This is a genomic window from Frigoribacterium sp. ACAM 257, from assembly GCF_007954365.1.
GTDB lineage: Bacteria > Actinomycetota > Actinomycetes > Actinomycetales > Microbacteriaceae > Frigoribacterium.
Map to the genome: position 1 here is coordinate 420,527 of NZ_VOLO01000003.1, position 17,695 is coordinate 438,221.

14 protein-coding genes are annotated in these 17,695 nt (G+C 72.8%); 5 read left to right on the top strand and 9 right to left on the bottom strand.

Annotation, left to right across the window (positions count from 1 at the left end; translation table 11 throughout):
• Positions 1 to 56 precede the first annotated feature (56 nt).
• Complete coding sequence (locus tag ES689_RS11820) at positions 57 to 2,693, bottom strand: ATP-dependent DNA ligase (protein WP_146904595.1); 2,637 nt, start codon at positions 2,691 to 2,693, stop codon at positions 57 to 59.
• A 284-nt stretch (positions 2,694 to 2,977) separates the two neighbouring features.
• Positions 2,978 to 3,865, bottom strand: coding sequence for an SDR family oxidoreductase (locus tag ES689_RS11825; RefSeq protein WP_146904598.1), 888 nt, complete (start codon positions 3,863 to 3,865; stop codon positions 2,978 to 2,980).
• A 92-nt stretch (positions 3,866 to 3,957) separates the two neighbouring features.
• On the opposite strand from ES689_RS11825, the gene ES689_RS11830 reads away from it, so the two are divergent.
• Positions 3,958 to 4,866, top strand: a complete 909-nt coding sequence (locus tag ES689_RS11830) for a Ku protein (RefSeq protein WP_146904601.1) — start codon at positions 3,958 to 3,960, stop codon at positions 4,864 to 4,866.
• A gap of 34 nt (positions 4,867 to 4,900) precedes the next feature.
• Here the strand turns inward: ES689_RS11830 and ES689_RS11835 are convergent, their stop codons facing one another.
• From ES689_RS11835 to ES689_RS11845, 3 genes are all read right to left on the bottom strand, one after another.
• Positions 4,901 to 5,176: an SAP domain-containing protein gene (locus tag ES689_RS11835; protein ID WP_146904604.1), complete on the bottom strand. Its 276-nt coding sequence runs from the start codon at positions 5,174 to 5,176 to the stop codon at positions 4,901 to 4,903.
• Positions 5,177 to 5,253: 77 nt separating this feature from the next.
• A complete protein-coding gene (locus ES689_RS11840) occupies positions 5,254 to 7,665 on the bottom strand; it encodes a phosphoketolase (RefSeq protein ID WP_146904607.1) in 2,412 nt (803 codons plus the stop codon).
• On the bottom strand, positions 7,665 to 9,617 hold the full coding sequence (locus tag ES689_RS11845) for a glycoside hydrolase family 15 protein (RefSeq protein WP_146904610.1): 1,953 nt from the start codon (positions 9,615 to 9,617) through the stop codon (positions 7,665 to 7,667). The genes ES689_RS11840 and ES689_RS11845 overlap by 1 nt, the downstream gene beginning before the upstream one ends.
• A 123-nt stretch (positions 9,618 to 9,740) precedes the next feature.
• Here ES689_RS11845 and ES689_RS11850 point away from each other — a divergent pair, with 123 nt between their 5' ends.
• Positions 9,741 to 10,616 carry an SMP-30/gluconolactonase/LRE family protein gene (locus ES689_RS11850; RefSeq protein WP_146904613.1) on the top strand — a complete coding sequence of 292 codons (876 nt, stop codon included), beginning with the start codon at positions 9,741 to 9,743 and terminating at the stop codon, positions 10,614 to 10,616.
• A gap of 113 nt (positions 10,617 to 10,729) precedes the next feature.
• Here the strand turns inward: ES689_RS11850 and ES689_RS11855 are convergent, their stop codons facing one another.
• Both ES689_RS11855 and ES689_RS11860 read right to left on the bottom strand, forming a co-directional pair.
• Complete coding sequence (locus tag ES689_RS11855) at positions 10,730 to 11,944, bottom strand: NAD(P)/FAD-dependent oxidoreductase (protein WP_146904616.1); 1,215 nt, start codon at positions 11,942 to 11,944, stop codon at positions 10,730 to 10,732.
• 106 nt (positions 11,945 to 12,050) lie between these two features.
• Complete coding sequence (locus ES689_RS11860; protein WP_146904970.1) at positions 12,051 to 12,557, bottom strand: Dps family protein; 507 nt, start codon at positions 12,555 to 12,557, stop codon at positions 12,051 to 12,053.
• A 287-nt stretch (positions 12,558 to 12,844) separates the two neighbouring features.
• Between ES689_RS11860 and ES689_RS11865 the strand changes: the two genes are divergently transcribed.
• Together ES689_RS11865 and ES689_RS11870 are read left to right on the top strand one after the other, a co-directional pair.
• Positions 12,845 to 13,207, top strand: a complete 363-nt coding sequence (locus ES689_RS11865; RefSeq protein WP_146904619.1) for a hypothetical protein — start codon at positions 12,845 to 12,847, stop codon at positions 13,205 to 13,207.
• Between the two features lie 24 nt (positions 13,208 to 13,231).
• Positions 13,232 to 13,999, top strand: a complete 768-nt coding sequence (locus tag ES689_RS11870) for a triacylglycerol lipase (protein WP_146904622.1) — start codon at positions 13,232 to 13,234, stop codon at positions 13,997 to 13,999.
• On the opposite strand, the gene ES689_RS11875 is transcribed toward ES689_RS11870, so the two are convergent.
• Both ES689_RS11875 and ES689_RS11880 read right to left on the bottom strand, forming a co-directional pair.
• Complete coding sequence (locus ES689_RS11875; protein WP_146904625.1) at positions 13,974 to 14,942, bottom strand: alpha/beta fold hydrolase; 969 nt, start codon at positions 14,940 to 14,942, stop codon at positions 13,974 to 13,976. The genes ES689_RS11870 and ES689_RS11875 overlap by 26 nt on opposite strands.
• Positions 14,939 to 16,057 (bottom strand): aromatic acid exporter family protein, encoded by a 1,119-nt coding sequence (locus ES689_RS11880; RefSeq protein ID WP_146904628.1) that lies wholly within the window; start codon positions 16,055 to 16,057, stop codon positions 14,939 to 14,941. Before ES689_RS11880 ends, ES689_RS11875 begins: the two co-directional genes overlap by 4 nt.
• Positions 16,058 to 16,185: 128 nt before the next feature.
• On the opposite strand from ES689_RS11880, the gene ES689_RS11885 reads away from it, so the two are divergent.
• Complete coding sequence (locus ES689_RS11885) at positions 16,186 to 17,391, top strand: phosphotransferase enzyme family protein (RefSeq protein WP_191330393.1); 1,206 nt, start codon at positions 16,186 to 16,188, stop codon at positions 17,389 to 17,391.
• Positions 17,392 to 17,695: the final 304 nt, after the last annotated feature.

Consider the following 17,695-nt stretch of genomic DNA (forward strand, 5'->3'; position numbering starts at 1 on the left):
GGACGATGCACCCCGCAACGACGGGGTGCATCGTCCACTCCGGGGTGTTCGACGGGTCAGCTCTCGCGGACGACGTCGTCCGGCGACTTGTCGGGGCGCCAGCCGCGCCACGAGGGCTGGCGGAGGCGGCCGGTCGACGTCCACTCGGCGAACGACACCTCGCCGACCCGCGACGGCGTGATCCAGTGCGCGTCGCGCGCGTCGGCGGCGGGCACGCCGACGAGCGGGCTTGTCTTCCGCCCGACCTTGCCGAACTCGGTCAGCAGCTCGTCGAGGTCCCGGTCGCGGAACCCGGTGCCGACCCGTCCGACGTAGACCAGCCCCTCGTCGCCGGGCACGCCCATCAGCAGCGAGCCGACGCCGGAGGCGCGACGCCCGTTCCCGGGACGCCAGCCCGCGATCACCACCTCCTGCGTCGCATGGTGCTTCAGCTTGATCCAGGAGCGCGAGCGTCTGCCGGCGCTGTAGGTCACGTCGCGGCGCTTGGCGACCACCCCCTCCAGCCGGAGGCGCTGCGAGGTCCGCATCGCCTCCTCCAGGTCGCCGTCGAAGGCGACGGGCACGTCGATCGGGCCCTCGGAGGTCACGATCCGCTCGAGCACCTCCCGACGCTCGTCGTAGGACTTCCTGAGGAGCGAGTGCCCCTCGGCGTGCAGCACGTCGAAGAGGAGGTAGCGGATCGGCGCGGCCTTGGCGGCCTGCTCGACCTCGCGGGGCTTCGTCAGGCCCATCCGCGTCTGCAGCAGCCCGAAGTCGGGGCGGCCGGACTCGTCGACGGCCACGACCTCGCCGTCGAGCACCGCGCCTCCTTCGCTCTCGACCTGGTCGGCGAGCACCTGCAGCTCGGGGTAGGCAGGGGTCAGGTCGTGGCCGTTGCGGCTGGTCAGGGTCACCCGGTCGCCCTGGACGACGGCGATCGCGCGGATGCCGTCCCACTTCATCTCGATCGCCCAGCCGTCGTCGACGTCGGCGGCGGTGCCCGCGACGGCGAGCATGGGGGAGACGGGGTCGAGTGTCGACAACTCCTGCTCGGTGCCTCCGCGTGAGGAGGCGCGGCCCGGATCGCCCGGGGAGCGGCCGCCCGAGCGCGACGCCGTTCCGGAGTTGCCGACGACGGTCCTGCCGCGCTTGCGTCGCTCGCCCCGGGGCGACCCGCCCTCGGCGGGATCGTCCGCCATGCGGTGGATCAGCCAGTTCTGGTCGGCCTTGCCGCCGCCGTGGCCGGTGTGGATCAGGGCGATCCGCCGGGTGCCGCGCTGCTCACCGTGCAGCACCGCGATCACCTCCTTGCCGTCGCGCCACTTCTCGACGTCGTACGTGCCCGAGTCCCAGATGGTGACCTCGCCGGCGCCGTACTCGCCCTTCGCGATGGTGCCCTCGAAGGTGCCGTACTCGAGCGGGTGGTCCTCGGTCATCACGGCGAGGTGGTTCGTGCCGGGGTCGTCGGGCTCGCCCTTGGGCAGCGCCCAGCTGACGAGGACGCCGTCGTGCTCGAGCCGGAAGTCCCAGTGCAGGCGGCTGGCGTGGTGCTCCTGGATGACGAAGCTGCGGCCGTCGCTCGTCGGCGGGGCGGCGGCAGGGACGGGCTCGGCTGTCTTCGACGCGTCGCGCATCGAACGGTACTTGGCGAGGCGGTCGCGCCCCTCGCGCGCCTCGCCCGCGCCGTCGCCGTCGTGGGACGGGTCGTGCTCGGGCGACTCGGTGTTGCGCATGTCGTCGTGCTCATCGTCCGAGCTCGCTTCGCTCCCTCGGCGCTGGCGTCGCGGGATCGCTTCGCGACCCTCTGAGCTCCAGCGCGCAGACGGCACCGGCGTGCCGCTCGACACGTCCGCCAGGGGATCCCCGCGTCGCCTCAGCCTGGACAGCACCTCGGTGTACTCGAGCTGCCTCAGCTGCTTCGAGGCCAGCTCGCGCCAGGTGCGCGGCATCGCGACCGTCGGGCGCTCGCGGCCGCGCAGCGAGTACGGCGCGACGGTCGTCTTGTTCCCGTTGTTCTGCGACCAGTCGAGCAGCACCTTGCCCCGGCGGTCGGCCTTGCCCATCGTGCTCAGCACGAGGTCGGGGTGGTCGGCCTCGACGGCCCGGGCCAGCTCGTGGGCGACGTCGCTCACCTGCGCGCTCGTCTGGTTCCCGTCGAGCCGTGCGTAGAGGTGCACGCCCTTGCTGCCGCTCGTCACCGGCACGAGCTCGAGGCCCATGCCGTCGAGCAGGGGCCGCAGCAACTGGGCGACCTCGACGCACTCGGCCAGGCCCACGCCCTCGCCCGGGTCGAGGTCGAGCACGAGGCGGTCGGGGTTCCGCTGGGCGCCGCGCGGCCCGAAGCGCCACTGGGGCACGTGCACCTCGAGGGCGGCGACCTGGGCCAGCCAGGTGAGCGTCGCGAGGTCGTTGACCAGCGGGTAGACGTTCGCGTGGTCCTTGTGCTCGATCTCGTGTCGGGCGACCCAGTCGGGCGCGGAGTCGGGCAGGTTCTTCTCGAAGAAGACCTCGCCGTCGACTCCGTTCACCCAGCGCTTGCGCGTCGCCGGACGCCCCTCGACGTGCGGCAGCATCCACTCCGCGACGGCGGCGTAGTAGCCGAGCACGTCAGCTTTGGTCGTGCCGCTCGCGGGGTACAGCACCTTGTCGAGGTTGGTGAGCTGCAGGGTGTGCCCGCCGACCTGCACGCGCTCGCCGCGTCCTTTGCTGGCCATCCGGCGCCTCCTCGTGTCGTCTGCCTGCCTGCGCCTCTGTCTGTGCCTCTTCCGTCGAGGGCGGGTCTGTTGGGCCGAGGGCGGGTCGTGGGGAACCCGCCCTCGACCCGGAATACCCGCCCTCGACGAATTGCGCGTGCCTCGATCATGCTCGCGCCGTGCGCCGTGCGCCGTGCGCCGTGCGTAGCGCAGCGTTGGGAGCGCGGCCACGGACTGCGGCGGCCCGCCTCCCCGCGTGGACGGGGGAGCGGGCCGCGAGCAGAGCCGAGGAGGCGCGGTGGCGGTCAGACCGCTGGCATGGCTCCCGCGATCGTGATGGTCGCCCCCGAGGTGTAGCTCGACTCGGGGCTCACGAGGTGCACGTAGGCGGCGGCGAGCTCGGCCGGCTGGCCGGGGCGACCGAACGGCGCCTGGCCGCCGAACTCCGAGACGGTCTCGGCGTCGTCCGAGCCGGGCTGCAGCGGGGTCCAGACCGGCCCGGGCGAGACCTGGTTGACGCGGATGCCCTTGGGTGCGAGCTGCTGCGCGAGGCCCGACGTGAAGACGCCGATGGCGCCCTTCGTCAGCGCGTAGTCGATCTTGTCCGGACTCGGCTGCGTTCCCTGCACCGAGCCGGTCGTGACGATCGACGAGCCGGGCTCGAGGTGCGGGATGACCGCCTGCGACAGCCAGAACAGCGAGTAGACGTTGGTCTTGATGGTCGAGTCGATGTCCTCGGTGGTGAGCGTGAGGATGTCGTCGTTGCTCTTCATCCGACCGGCGACCATGACGAGCGTGTCGAGCCCGCCGAGCTCCTCGACGGCCTTGGCGACGAGATCCCTGCAGTACTGCTCGTCGGAGATGTCGCCGGGAACCAGGACGACGCGGCGGCCCTCGCCCTCGAGCAGGTCGCGCACCTCCTCGGCGTCCGTCTGCTCGCTCGGCAGGTAGCTCAGCACGAGGTCGGCGCCCTCGCGGCTGAGGGCGATGGCGGCGGCGCGGCCGATGCCGGAGTCGCCGCCGGTGACGATGCCGCGGAAGCCGACGAGGCGCTCCTTGCCGACGTAGCTGGTCTCGCCGTGGTCGGGCTTCGGGTCCATCTTCCAGGCCTCGCCCGGCAGCGACTGCTCCTGCTTCGGGAACGGCGGCGCGGGGTACAGGTCGACCGGGTTCTTCTTGTCGTATTGGCTCATGCGGTCCACGGTGCCCGCGAGCCGGGGGACGTGCCCGCTGCTTGTACCCGTGCGCTGGCCATTCGGAGGGCATGCGGAGGAACATGACCGTCATGCGATCGATCTGGAAGGGCGCGATCACGTTCGGGCTCGTCAACGTGCCCGTGAAGCTCTACAGCGCCACCGAGGACCACGACGTCTCGCTTCACCAGGTGCACGACGCCGACGGCGGTCGCATCCGGTACCAGCGCAAGTGCGAGATCTGCGGCAAGGTCGTCGACTACGAGCACATCGACAAGGCGTTCGACGACGGCGACCGCACGGTGGTGCTGACGGCCGACGACCTGAAGTCGCTGCCCGAGGAGCGCTCGCGCGAGATCGACGTCCTGGAGTTCGTCCCGAGCGACCAGCTCGACCCGCTGATGTTCGACCGCAGCTACTTCCTCGAGCCGGACTCGTCGTCGCCGAAGGCCTACGTGCTGCTGCGACGCACCCTGGAGGAGACCGACCGGACGGCCATCGTGCACTTCTCGCTGCGGCAGAAGACCCGGCTCGCCGCGCTGCGCGTGCGGGGCGACGTGCTCGTGCTCCAGACGCTGCTCTGGGACGACGAGGTGCGCGAGGCGCGGTTCCCCGTGCTCGACGAGAAGGTGCGGATCAGCGGCAAGGAGCTCGACATGTCGGGCTCGCTCGTCGAGTCGCTCGGCGACGACTTCGACCCGTCGCAGTTCGGCGACGACTACCAGGAGGAGCTGCGCAAGCTCATCGACGCGAAGCTCGAGGAGGGCGAGTCGCTCGACACGGACGCGACCTTCGGCCGCTCAGGGGACGACGACGAGGACGGCGACGGGTCCGGCGACGGCGAGGTGATCGACCTGATGGAGGCGCTCCGCCAGTCGGTGGAGCGCAGCCGGTCGGGCACCAAGAAGGCCCCGGCCAAGAAGCCCGCCGCGAAGAAGCCAGAAGCCGAGAAGAAGCCCGCCGCGAAGAAGAAGCCCGCCGGGGAGAAGAAGGCGAGCTGACGCCGCCCGCCCGCCTCGGCGAGACGACGCGACCTCAATGGTCGCGGAGCATCTCGATCAGGTCGGCCTTCTTCGCGTCGCTGTAGCCGCTGAGCCCCAGCTCCTTCGCGCGGCCGCGCAGGTCGTCGACGGTCCAGTCGTCGTACGACCCCGCCCGACCGCCCTTCGCCGCGACCTTCTCCTCGCTGTTGCCCTTCTGAGCCGCGGCGTTGGAGATCCGCGCCGACTTCTCCTCAGAGTTGCCCTCGTCGCGGAGCGCCTCGTACATCTCGGGGTTCTTCAGCTGCGGGGGTGTGTCGTCCTTCGGCATGCCCGAGACCGTACTCCGCGACGGAGGCGCACGACCGGTCCGCAGGACCAGTGCACGCCCCCGGTGCAGAAGGCGATCTATCGGCCGAACTCCCACTCGACGACCTCGGGCAGGTCCTCGCCGTGCTCGTACGCGTAGGCCCGCGCCTCCTCCCGCTTGGCCTCGAACTCGGTGACGAGCTCGGGGTGCGCGTCGGCGAGGCCGGGAACGCGGTGCAGCACGTCGAGCACGAGCCGGTACCGGTCGATGTCGTTGAGCATCGCCATGTCGAAGGGCGTGGTGGTCGTGCCCTTCTCCTGGAAGCCGCGGACGTGCAGGCTGTCGTGGTTCGTGCGGCGGTAGGTGAGCTGGTGCATCAGCGACGGGTAGCCGTGGAAGTCGAAGATCACCGGCCGCGACGTCGTGAACAGCGCGTCGAAGTCGTCGCCGGCGAGGCCGTGCGAGTGCTCGTCGGCGTCCTGCAGGCGCATCAGGTCGACGACGTTGACGACGCGCGTCACGAGGTCGGGGAGGCGCTGGCGGAGGATGTCCGCGGCGGCGACCGTCTCGAGGGTCGGCACGTCGCCGGCACAGGCCAGCACGACGTCGGGGTCGACGCCCGCGACCGGCGTGCCCTCGGTGCCCGCCCACTCCCAGATGCCCGCGCCGGCCGCGACGTGCGCCTCCGCCTCGGGCAGGGAGAGCCAGGCCGGCGACTCCTGCTTGCCGGCGACGATCACGTTCACCGTGTCCGTCGTGCGCAGTGCGTGGTCGGCGACCGCGAGCAGCGTGTTCGCGTCGGGCGCGAGGTAGATCCGCACGAGGTGCGCCTGCTTGTTGACGACGACGTCGAGGAACCCCGGGTCCTGGTGCGAGAAGCCGTTGTGGTCCTGCCGCCAGACGTGCGACGACAGCAGGTACGTGAACGACGAGATCGGCTCGCGCCAGGCGATGTCGTCGGCGCTCTCGAGCCACTTCGCGTGCTGGTTGAACATCGAGTCGACGATGTGCACGAACGCCTCGTAGGTGTTGAGCAGGCCGTGGCGACCCGTGAGCAGGTAGCCCTCCATCAGGCCCTGCAGCAGGTGCTCGCTCAGCACCTCCATCACCCGGCCGCTGTGGGCGACGTGCTCGTCCTCCTCCTCGATGCGGGCGGCCCACACGCGGTCGGTCACGTCGAAGACCGGGTCGAGGCGGTTCGAGACGGTCTCGTCCGGGCCGAAGAGCCGGAACGTCGACGGGTTGTCGCGCACGACGTCGGCGAGCCATCGACCGAGCACCCGGGTCGCCTCCGCCGTCGTGCGGCGGTCGTCGCTGGTCTCGACGGCGTGCGAGCGGTAGTCGGTCAGCGAGAGCGGGCGACGCACGAGCCCGCCGTTCGAGGCGGGGATCGCGCTCATCCGCTTCTCGCCGCGGGGGCGCAGCTCGTCGAGGAACGCGGCGGGCGCACCGGTCTCGTCGAACAGCTCGTCCGCACCGTACGAGCGCATCCAGGCGTCGAGCTGCTCGCGGTGCTCGTCGTTCTCGCGGACGCCGCTCAGCGGCACCTGGTGGGCACGCCAGGTGCCCTCGACCTTCTTGCCGTCGACCACCTTCGGGCCGGTCCAGCCCTTGGGGGTGCGGAGCACGATCATCGGCCAGCGGGGTCGCTCCGTGCTCTCGCCCGAGCGCGCCTCCTGCTGGATCTGGTCGATGCGGCCGAAGGCCTCGTCCAGCGCCGCAGCCATCTGGGCGTGGACCACCATCAGGTCCTCGCCCTCGAAGCCGCCGGACACGACGATCGGCTGGTACCCGTAGCCGCGGAACAGCTCGAGCAGCTCGCCCTCGGGGATGCGCGCGAGGATCGTCGGGTTCGCGATCTTGTAGCCGTTGAGGTTGAGGATCGGCAGCACGGCACCGTCGTGGACGGCGTCGAGCAGCTTGTTCGCGTGCCAGCTGGTCGCGAGCGGGCCGGTCTCGGCTTCGCCGTCGCCGATCACGCAGACCGCGACGAGGTCGGGGTCGTCCAGCACCGCGCCGTAGGCGTGGCTGAGCGAGTAGCCGAGCTCGCCGCCCTCGTTGATCGAGCCCGGCGTCTCGGGGGCCGCGTGCGACGGGATGCCGCCCGGGAACGAGAACTGCCGGAACAGTTCCTGCATGCCGTCGCGGTCGAGCGGCACCTGCGGGAAGAGCTCGGAGTAGGTGCGCTCGAGCCAGGTGTTCGCCACCATGGCCGGTCCGCCGTGCCCAGGGCCGCAGACGTAGAGCAGGTCGCGATCGTCGCGGCGGATCACCCGGTTGAGGTGCGAGTAGACGAGGCTCAGCGCCGGCGACGTGCCCCAGTGGCCGAGCAGGCGGGGCTTGATGTCGTCCCGGGCGATCGGGCGGTCGAGCATCGGGTTGTCGCGCAGGTAGATCTGGCCGACCGTCAGGTAGTTGGCCGCGCGCCACCAGGCGTCGACGAGCCGGAGGTCGTCCGGCGTCGCCGGGACGGCAGGAGCGGCGGGCGAGGAGGCGGCAGCGTCGGTCATCAGTTCTCCTGTCGGTCGTTCGAGTCGTCGCCGTCGCCGTCGCCGTCGCGTCGGTCGTCCGGCTGGGCGCCGAGCTCGGTGCGCATCTCGTCGATGGTGATCGCGGCGTTCACGAGGGCGAGGTGGCTGAGGCCCTGCGGCATGTTGCCGAGGAACTGCCCGTCGTCGGCGCTGATCATCTCGGTGAACAGCCCGACGTCGTTCGACTGCACGACGAGCTCGTCCATGAGGTCGACGGCCTCGTCGATGCGTCCGACACAGGCCAGGGCGGAGGCCAGCCAGAACGCGCAGGCGACGAAGGTGCCCTCCTCGGCGTCGACGCCGCTGTAGCGGAACACGAGGGGGCCGGCGCCGAGCTCGGCTCGGATGGTGTCGATCGTGCGCGACATGCGCTCGCCGCGGTCGAAGCCGCTCGGGGCGTGCAGCAGCACCGAGGCGTCGAGGGCGTCGCTGTCGGGGTGCATCAGGTACGCACCGCGCTCTTCCGACCAGCCGTGCTCGTCGATCCACTCGACGATGAGGTCGCGGTTCTTCTTCCAGTGCTCGAGGTCGTCGTCGGTGGGGTGCAGCTGGCCGATCTCGGCCAGGCCGAGCGCGGCGTCGATGGCCTGCCAGCAGCCCATCTTGCTGCTGACGTAGTGCTGCTCGTCGCCGAGCTCCCAGATGCCGCTGTCCTTCTCCTGCCAGCGACGGCACGCGTCGTCCGCGAAGCCGGCCAGCAGATCTTGCGTGGAGGCGTCGAGCATGTTGCCGCCGTGGGCGTACTGGCTCATCACCGCGATGATGTCCGCGAAGACGCCGAGCTGCAGCTGACCGCCGGCGGGGTTGCCGGCGTAGACGGGGCCGACGCCCCGCCAGCCCTCCGACTGCGTCTCGCGTGTGCCGCCGGGGACGCTGCCGTTGAGCTCGAGGAAGATGTGCATCTCGTGGCCGTTGGCCTTGAGCGCCGAGAGCAGCCACGACACGGCCGCGTGCGGCTCCTCGCGCAGCCCGAAGCGCAGCAGTGCGTTCACCGTGTAGGCGAGGTCGCGGACCCACGCGAAGCGGTAGTCCCAGTTCTTCTGCCCGGTGAAGTTCTCGGGCAGGGCGGTGGTCGCCGCGGCGGCGATGGCGCCGGTGGGGCTGTAGATGAGCAGCTTGAGGGCGAGCGCGCTGCGGTGCACGGCGTCGGCCCAGGGGCCGTCCCAGCTGAACTCCGTCGACCAGCCTTCCCAGTTCTCGATGGTGCGGTCGACGCCCTGGTCGACGACGTGCGGGTCGGGCAGGTGCAGCGGCTCGTCCTCGGTGCCGCACAGGCAGATCAGCGACCGAGAGCCCGGCGACGTCGTGAACGTGCCCCGGAACTCGAGCGGCCCCTCCGCGTCGCCGTCGCCGGGCTCCGTCGGGTCGGTGCGGCCGTGCTCGAAGCCGACCAGCGCGAGGTTGATGTCCGCGGCGCGGAGCACGGGGCCGTGCACCGTGTCGACGCGGGTGACGGGATGCGTGCCGAAGGCGTTGCCCGGCACGACGGCCCAGCGCATCTCGACCGAGCCCTCGAGGCCGTCGACGCGACGCGCGAGCTCGCCCCAGGGGAGTCGGCCGGCCACGCCGGTCACGAGCGCGTCGGTGACCTCGACGCTGCCGGCGGAGGTGCGGAACCGAGTGCGCAGCACGTTCGTGCCGGGCACGTACGCGCGCTGGACCTCGAAGTCGTCGTCGACCGGCCGCAGCTCGACGCGGCCCCCGTCGGCGGAGTCGACGATGCCGGAGAAGACCGGGTCGCTCGGCATCGACGGGAACGGCAGCCAGTCGATCTGGCCGTCGCGCGCGATCAGCGCGACGGTGCGGCCGTCGCCGATCGCCCCGTACGAGCGCAGGGCGACGTAGCCGTCCTCCCGGGGGTCGGGCGCCGACCACGCGTCGTCGTGGAAGTCGTCGGTGTCGGCGGGGGCGTTCTGGAGGGTGTCGGTCACGCGTCCTACGGTGCTCTCCCGCGCCTCCTCGTGCTCGCTGCTGCCAGGGGTCTGTGCGGTACGGGACGGCTCCGTACCCCTGGGGAGGAGGCGGCGGCCAGGCCGGACGCGTAGACGGGACGGATGACCGACACCGGCACGCCCCGTCCCCGCCTGTTCCTCGACGCCCGGGCGACCCTCGGCGAGAGCCCCGTCTGGGACGTCGACGCCCAGGAGCTCTTCTGGACGGACATCACGCCCGGGCTGCTGCACCGCACCTCGGCGGACGGCCTCCGCGACCGGTCCCTGCCGGTCGACCCGCCCCTCCCGAGCTTCCAGCGACGACGAGGCGGAGGTCTCGTCGCCGCTCTCGAGGACCAGGTCGTCCTGACCGACGACGACGGCGGCTCGCTGCAGGTCCTCGCGACGATCGAGCTCGCCAAGGAGGGCATGCGGCTCAACGAGGGCAAGTGCGACCCGTTCGGCGCGTTCGTCGTCGGCGCGATGGACCCGGACGGTGCCCCGGTCGCCGGCCTCTGGCGGGTCGGGCCCGACGGCGACGTCACGATGCTGCGCGACGACTTCACGACGACCAACGGCTTCGAGTGGAACGACGACGGCTCGGAGATCTACCTCACCGACACCGATCGGGAGACCATCTACCGCGCGTCGTGGGATGCCGACGGCAGGCTCGGCGAGCTCGTCCCCTTCTCGTCGGGCGGGTCGCACGACGGCCTCGCCCGGGACGAGCTCGGCGAGTTCTGGGGAGCCGTCCACGGCGAGAGCGTCGTCGTCCACCTCGACCGCGACGGCGACGTCGTCGAGCGGATCGAGTTCCCCGTTCCGTTGCTCACCGGCATCGGGTTCGGCGGAGCCGACCTGCGCACGCTCTTCGTGCTGTCGGCCCGCGAGGGCCTCGACGACGACCAGCTCGCCGCGCACCCGCTCAGCGGCGGCGTGTTCGCGCTCGACCTCGACCGTGCCGGCCGGGCGCCGTTCCTGTTCGGCCCGCAGGCCTGAGCGTCTGACGGCCTGGGCGCCTGAGCACGGCACTCCCGAGGCCGCCCACGACGAAGGGCCCCGAGGAGGCGCGTTGCGCGTCCCCGGGGCCCCTCGTCCGGTCTCGTCCCGGCTCAGATCCGTCCGACGAGCCCGTCGCGCGACACGTCCGTACCCTCGGCCAGGACAGCGCGGGCGGCGTCGCGGGCGTCCTCGACGTTCCAGAGCAGGACGCCGGCCACCGCGCCGTCCGACAGGTAGTACGCCACGGCCGACCCGTCGCCCTTGTCGTCGACCACGGTCTCGAGCGACGCGTCGAGCGTGCCGACCGCCTCGTACGAGATGTCGAAGACCTTCGAGTAGTAGTACGGCGTGTGCCCGTACGTCTCGTCGGCCCCGGCCATCACGCGCCCGACGAACGCGCCCTGTTCCTTCGCGTTGTCGACGTGCTCGACGCGGCGACGACCGAGGATGCGGTCGGGGTAGGAGGCGACGTCGCCGGCCGCGAAGACCCCAGGGTCCGAGGTGCGCAGCGAGGCGTCGACCACGATGCCGTCCGACACCTCGAGGCCGGCCGCCTCCGCCAGCTCGGTCGACGGTGTGATGCCGAGGCCGACGGCCACGGCGTCGGCCCCGAGCGAGGACCCGTCGTCGAGCACGACCTGCACCCCGGCGTCGGAGGCCGAGCCGCTCTCGACGCGACGGCCCTTCACGAGCGTGACGCCCGCCTCCTCGAAGGCGGCCTCGAAGCGCGCGGCGATCTCGGTCGGGAACACCGACCCGCCGAGCACGTCGTCGGGAGTGACGAGAGTCACGCGCGTGTCGTTCTGCACGAGCGCCGCGGCGAGCTCGGTGCCGATGTAGCTGCCGCCGACGACGACGGCCCGGCGTCCCCCGCCCGAGAGCTCGCGCAGCCGCCGGTAGTCGGCCGCGGTGCGGAAGTGCACGACGCGGTCGTCCTCGGGCAGGTCGAGCCTGGTCGGCGTCCCGCCGGTCGCCAGCAGGAGGCGCCCCCACGACACGGTCCGCCCGTCGTCGGTCGTCACGGTGCGGGCCTCACGGTCGATCGCGGTGACCGAGGTGCGCAGGCGGATCTCGGCCCCCGACGCGTCGCGGGTGCCCAGGTCGTTGTCCGACTCGGTGTAGTCGGGGTCGATCCAGAGCTTCTTCGAGAGCGCGGGACGCGTGTAGGGCTCGTCGACGTCGTCGCTGACGATCAGGACGGTCGCGGACGGGTCGGCCTCGCGGATGGCCTTGGCCGCGCCGTCGGCGGTCATGCCGCCGCCGACGACGACGTGGTCGAAGGAGTCGGGGGCGGTGTCGGTGGTAGGGCTGCTCGTGTCCGTCATGGTGGTGCCTCCAGGTCGTGGGAAGGGCACCGCACCGGAGGTCGCGTAGGGGATCTCCGGGGCGGTGCCCAGTCGGTGGTGCCCGCCGCAGCGAGCGGAGGGGTCGCTAGTTGGCGACGGCGCCGACGCGGTCCTGGCCCTCGGCCATGGCGTCCTCGTCGCGACCACGCGTGTCGGACGACGAGGCGTCCTGCTCCGGGTGGCGGTTCTCGGCGCCGGTCATCCAGGCGAGCTGCTCGAGGCGCTCGAGGATGCTGTGCAGCACGTCGGCCGTCGTCGGGTCCTCGTCGTCGACGTCGTCGTGCACGGTGCGCATGGTGTCGACGACGGCGTACATCCGGTCGACGATCAGGTCCACGACCGAGGTGGTCTCGACCGGGCCGGCGGGGAACTGCACGAGGCTGGTCTCGGTGGCGACCGTGTTCGAACGGCCGTCGGGCACGAGGTAGACGGCGCGCATGCGCTCCGCGACCTCGTCGCTGAACTCGCGGGCGGCGTCGACGATCTCGTCGAGCTGCAGGTGCAGGTCGCGGAAGTTGCTGCCGAGCAGGTTCCAGTGCGCCTGCTTGCCCTGGATGTGGAGCTCGATGAGGTCGACGAGGACCTTCTGCATGGACTCGCGCAGGGCGGGGGATCCTTGGAACACGGGGACTCCTTCAGTCGTGGGGGCGTGCGGCCGTCGAGCCGCTGCGTCGCACCGGTCAGGGTGCGTCGTGGACGGTAGTCCCGCCCCGCCGGGCGGTGGTCCAGCTTCCGGGGGACACCCAGGTGAGGAGGCGCGGCTCACGACCGCGAGACCGCCCTTCGTCCCTAAACCGGTGGCGTGGTATCTTCTCGATCGGCGACCGACCGGTCGCCGATCGACGGGCACCGGCGCCCGTCCGGCTCTGAGGGGGGCACATGGGCGAGGGATCGCAGGGCTTCGAGTCCGTCGAGGTGACGCGGCTGCGCCGCGAGATCGAGAGCGCCTGGGGCGCTTTCGACGACATCGACCAGATGGCGTGGGACCATCGCGTCCTCGTCGTCCGCTACGTGATCGGCGCGCTGCCCGACGCGGCCAGCGCCGCAGCCCGTGCCGGCCACGCCGGCCTGGCCCTCCGCCTCCTCGACGACGCGGCCCAGTTCCCGCCGCCGTGGGCGTCGATCTGCACCGGCTGGGTGCGCGCGCTCGCCGCGTCCCGCGCCGCCGTCGAGTTCCGGGACGCCCCCGTCTGGGTCGACGACGAGCCCGCCGGCACGCCCCGGGCGCACAGCGTCGCCTGAGCCCCTCGGCCTAGCGTCGGGGCCATGACCTCCGCACCGTCCCGGGGCCGTGGCCGCCGTCGCGTCGGCCTGGTCCGCTTCGCCGCGACCGTGGTGACCGACTACGCCTTCGTCTGGCGCGTGCACCTCGTGCCGCGGTCGGGCCGGGTCGTCCCCGCACGCTGGCGGCACGGCGACCGCGCCCCCGTGCTGCTGCTGCCCGGCGTCTACGAGACCTGGCGGCACCTCCGCGTCATCGGCGAGCGTCTGTCCGACCTCGGGCACCCGGTCGTCGTGGTTCCGGGCATGCGCCACAACCGGCAGCCGATCCCGGCGACCGCGGAGGCAGCGCAGCGCATCCTCGACGCGCACGACCTGCGCGGGGTCGTCGTCGTCGCCCACAGCAAGGGCGGACTCGTCGGCAAGTCGATGATGGTCGGCACCGACGTCGAGCGTCGCATCGACCGGATGGTGGCGATCAACAGCCCGTTCTCGGGCACGCGCTGGTCGCGCGTGCTGCCGAACCCCGCCCTTCGCGCCTTCTCTCCGCGGGACGCCGCGCTGCTGCAACTGGCCGACCAGCTCGAGGCGAACGAGCGCGTCACCTCGATGGCGTCCCGCTTCGACGCGCACGTCACCGAGGGCAGCGTCCTGCCGGGGGCCGTCAACGTGACGTTCCCCGTCGACGGGCACTTCCGGCCCCTGGGGAACCCCGCGTGCGTCGACATGGTCGTGGCCGCGGTCGAGGGCGGAGACCTCGGCGAGGTCGGCTCCGACGGCGACGCCCTCAGCGCCGGGGGCTCAGCGCCCTGACCGCCTCGCGCGGTCGCTCGACGTGCGCGAAGTGCCCGCAGCCGACCAGCACGGTCGTCCGCGCCCCCGGCAGCAGGTCGCGCAGGCGCATCAGGTCGTCCGGCCGCGCGAACGCGTCCTCCGCCCCGGCGACGACCGCCACCGGACAGGTGATCCCGGCCCAGGCGAGCGTGTCGTAGCCCACGCCCGACGCGACGGCGGCGACGAACGCCCGCGGCCGGATCTCGGCGACGAACGCCTCGAGCACCGACCGCGGCACGCGGCGCACGTGCCGGAACACGGGGGCGGACAGCGCCCGCAGCAGCCCGAACCTGGCGGCGCCGGCGAGCAGGGGGCCGGAGGCGCGGGGCAGCACCCGGAACACCACCCGCAGCAGCACGAGGGCCGGCACCGTCCGCAGCCCGTGCCACGGGCGCGACGCGGCCTCGAGCGCGGAGAACGTCGTGGGGGAGACGAGCCCCAGCGACCGCACGCGACCGGGCGTCTGCGCGGCGACGTGCAGCGCGACCAGGGCGCCGAGCGAGTGGCCGACGAGGTCGAAGCGGTCGAGCCCGCAGGCGTCGGCCACGGCGTGCACGACCCGGGACGCCGCGTGCACGTCGAGGGCGACGGCGGGCGCCGGGCTGGCGCCCCAGCCCGGCAGGTCGATCAGCACGAGCGGGCCGGCGAGGGCCGCCGAGGCGTCCGCGCCGGCCTCGCGCACGGCACGGCGGAGCGGCAGCCACGTCGTCCACGAGCCCGCCGCCCCGTGCAGCATCACCGTCGCGGAGGCGCGGGCCGCGTCGCCCGCAGCACCCGCGTCGCCGAGCACAGCGGACCGGTGCAGCACGACCCGGCCGTCGGCGGTGTCGACGACGTCCTCGACCAGGTCGCGCGCCTCCTCGGGGTCCAGTCCGAACGGCGCGTAGGCGCCGTCGGGAGCCGCCTCGGCGTCGTCGGTCACTCGTCGATGATCTCTTCGCGCACCCGACGGATGTCCTCGAGCAGCGACCCGACGAGCACCCAGTGCTCCGGGTCCGGCCTCAGCACCCGCACCGGCGCCGTGAGGGCCGGGGCCTCGGGCGCGGCGTCGCCGCCGAGCGGTCGCTCGTCCGCGAGCGGGGGCTCGCCGCGCAGCCGACGCTCGTCGGGCGAGGTCCCCGGCCGTGCCGAGGAGGCGGGCGCCGAGTCGGCCTCGGCCTCGCGTCCCCGCAACCGCAGGTCGTGCGCCGCCCGGTGCAGCTCCTCCGCGATCTGCCCCACCGCCGGGTCGTCGACCAGCCCGACGTCGTAGTTGTCGTGCACCGAGCGCGTCATGCCCACCGCGCGGTGGACGAGCGCCGTGAGGCGGACCAGCAGGGCGGCGTCCGCCTCGAGCACGGTCCGCTGGCGACTCGCGCGGGGGTTGAGCATGAGGCTCTCCTCGCCCGCGGCCACCGCGGCTGCGGCCTTCGCCTGCAGGTCGCGCAGGCCCCGCGCCTGCACGAGCACAGCGCCGAGGCGCTCGCGGTCGCTCGGCGTCGACAAGACGGCGCCGAGCTCGTCCAGCACGGCGGCGAGGTCCCTGGTGAGGCGGCCGACGGCGAGGTGCGCCGGCGCGAGGAGCACCGGAGGGACCACGAGCGCGTTGATCGCGAGGGCGACCACGGCGCCGATGATCGTCTCGAGCACCCGGTCGAGGGCGTAGTCGGGCGTCTGCGCGCCGATCGCCAGCACGAGCATCGCCGAGATCGGCACCTGGTTCGCGCTGCTCGGCGTGAGGCGGAGCGCCCACGAGACCAGCAAGCTGACGACGACGATGCCGAGCACGATCCAGGTGGAGGCGCCGAACAGCTGGCCCGCCGCGAACGCGATCAGCACCCCGGCGACCACGCCCACGCTGCGCTCGAGGCCGCGCACCAGCGACTGGTTGACGCTCGGCAGCACGACGAGCAGGGCCGCGATGGCGGCGAATATCGGCAGGGGCTGCTGCAGCAGGGCGACCGACGCGAACCACGCGACCACGACCGCGGCCGAGGTCTTCACGACCTGGAGCAGGGGCGTCCGCCGGGTCTGCCGGATCCGCGAGACGAGGTGCACGCCCCGAGGCTACCGGCGAGGGCACGAGGAGGTGCCCCTGGCATCGCGAGGACCGCTCGCATCACGATTCGGTCACCGTGCAGCTCCGTCGGCCCCGTGCCGCTGCTCACAGCAGGTTCAATGGACGTGTGTGGCCGAACTCAGCAGAGGTGCTCCCCGCGGCGTTCGCCGGCTCGGGGCTCGCCGTCGTCGCATTCCGGCCGCACTCGGTCGAGCCCTCCGGCCACGGGTTCCTCTACGGGTACGAGGTCGACACCGTCGACGCGACCGGGACGACCGACACCGTCCTCACCTTCATCGACACCGACGTCACGTCCGCCGCCCCCACGAGCGTCCTCACCACCGACCCGTCGACGGGCCAGCAGCTCGCCGTCTGGGCCTACCCGGCCGACCCGCTCCTCCCTGCGCTCGCCGGGGTGACCTACCCCGACCGGGTGGCGGAGTCGCTCGCCGCCCTCGGCATCGAGGTCACCTCGCCTGCCCTCAGCGTGGCCGCCTACCGCCCCGGCAAGCGGGCCGTCATCCGGCTCGACTCCGCCGAGGCGACGCTCTTCCTCAAGGTGATCCGACCCGACAGGGTCGCCCCGATCGTCGCGCAGCACGAGGCGTTCCGGGCACGGGGCCTCCCGGTGCCCCGCGTCCTCGCCTCCCGCCCCGACGGGCTGCTCGTGCTCGAGCGGGTGCCCGGCGTCCCCGCGGGGCAGCGGGTCGCCGACCTCGCCGACGACCCGCGCTTCGTCGGGCAGATCGTCGAGCTCGGCCGTCTCACCACGACCGTGGACATCGCCGGTCGGGCGCAGCCGGACGCCCTCGACCACGCGGAGTGGCACCGGGGCACCCTCTCGTCCGCGCTGCCCGACCGCGCGGCGGAGATCGACGGGCTCTACGCCGAGATCGACCGTCGACGGGCGACGTGGGCCGGCGATCCGCTCACGGTGATCCACGGCGACCTTCACCTCGAGCAGCTCTTCGTCCACCCCGACGAGCCGTGGCGGGTCACGGGACTGCTCGACATCGACACCGCCGGCCTCGGCCACCCGGCTCGTGACGCGGCCGCGCTGATCGCCCACCTCGTCGTCACGGGCCAGTGGCACCGAGGCAACGGAGACGAGTCGGAGGCCCGAGCCTGCGAGCGGCTCGCCGACGAGCTGTCGCGCACCTGGGCGCGAGCGGCCCCGGCTCTCGCCGACCGACTCGCGCCCGCCGTCGCGTCGCAGCTGCTCGCCCACGCGGGCGGGCAGGCGACGCTCGGCACCGACACGGGACGGCGCAAGGCCGTGCAGCTGCTCGGCGCGGCGGGCGGGGCGCTCGGCGGGGCCGACCTCCTCCCCTGACGACAGGTCGCGACACGACGACCCTCCCGGTGGCGTGGCCGGCCGCGAAGCGCGTAAAGTGTGGCGGAGCACCGTCCGTGTCGTCGTCCGACACGGTGGTCCGACCCGGCCGGGTCCGGCCGTCACGGCGGCGTTCCCGGTCGCGACCCGACCGGCGTCCGTCCACAGCTGCCCGCCGTCCGACCCGAAGTCGTCCGACCGTGTCCGTCTCGCCCCGGTGCCCGCACCGCGGCGGTCCGTCGCGTCGGGCAGCACGAGGGGCACGGTCCCGGGCCGCGTCGCCGCACCGAAGCACCGCACCGCA

Excerpts from the sequence above, each read along its gene's own strand:
- ES689_RS11820 (WP_146904595.1), bottom strand. The coding sequence starts at position 2,693 with ATGGCCAGCAAAGGACGCGGCGAGCGCGTGCAGGTCGGCGGGCACACC.
- ES689_RS11825 (WP_146904598.1), bottom strand. The coding sequence starts at position 3,865 with ATGAGCCAATACGACAAGAAGAACCCGGTCGACCTGTACCCCGCGCCG.
- ES689_RS11830 (WP_146904601.1), top strand. The coding sequence starts at position 3,958 with ATGCGATCGATCTGGAAGGGCGCGATCACGTTCGGGCTCGTCAACGTG.
- ES689_RS11835 (WP_146904604.1), bottom strand. The coding sequence starts at position 5,176 with ATGCCGAAGGACGACACACCCCCGCAGCTGAAGAACCCCGAGATGTAC.
- ES689_RS11840 (WP_146904607.1), bottom strand. The coding sequence starts at position 7,665 with ATGACCGACGCTGCCGCCTCCTCGCCCGCCGCTCCTGCCGTCCCGGCG.
- ES689_RS11850 (WP_146904613.1), top strand. The coding sequence starts at position 9,741 with ATGACCGACACCGGCACGCCCCGTCCCCGCCTGTTCCTCGACGCCCGG.
- ES689_RS11855 (WP_146904616.1), bottom strand. The coding sequence starts at position 11,944 with ATGACGGACACGAGCAGCCCTACCACCGACACCGCCCCCGACTCCTTC.
- ES689_RS11860 (WP_146904970.1), bottom strand. The coding sequence starts at position 12,557 with ATGCAGAAGGTCCTCGTCGACCTCATCGAGCTCCACATCCAGGGCAAG.
- ES689_RS11865 (WP_146904619.1), top strand. The coding sequence starts at position 12,845 with ATGGGCGAGGGATCGCAGGGCTTCGAGTCCGTCGAGGTGACGCGGCTG.
- ES689_RS11870 (WP_146904622.1), top strand. The coding sequence starts at position 13,232 with ATGACCTCCGCACCGTCCCGGGGCCGTGGCCGCCGTCGCGTCGGCCTG.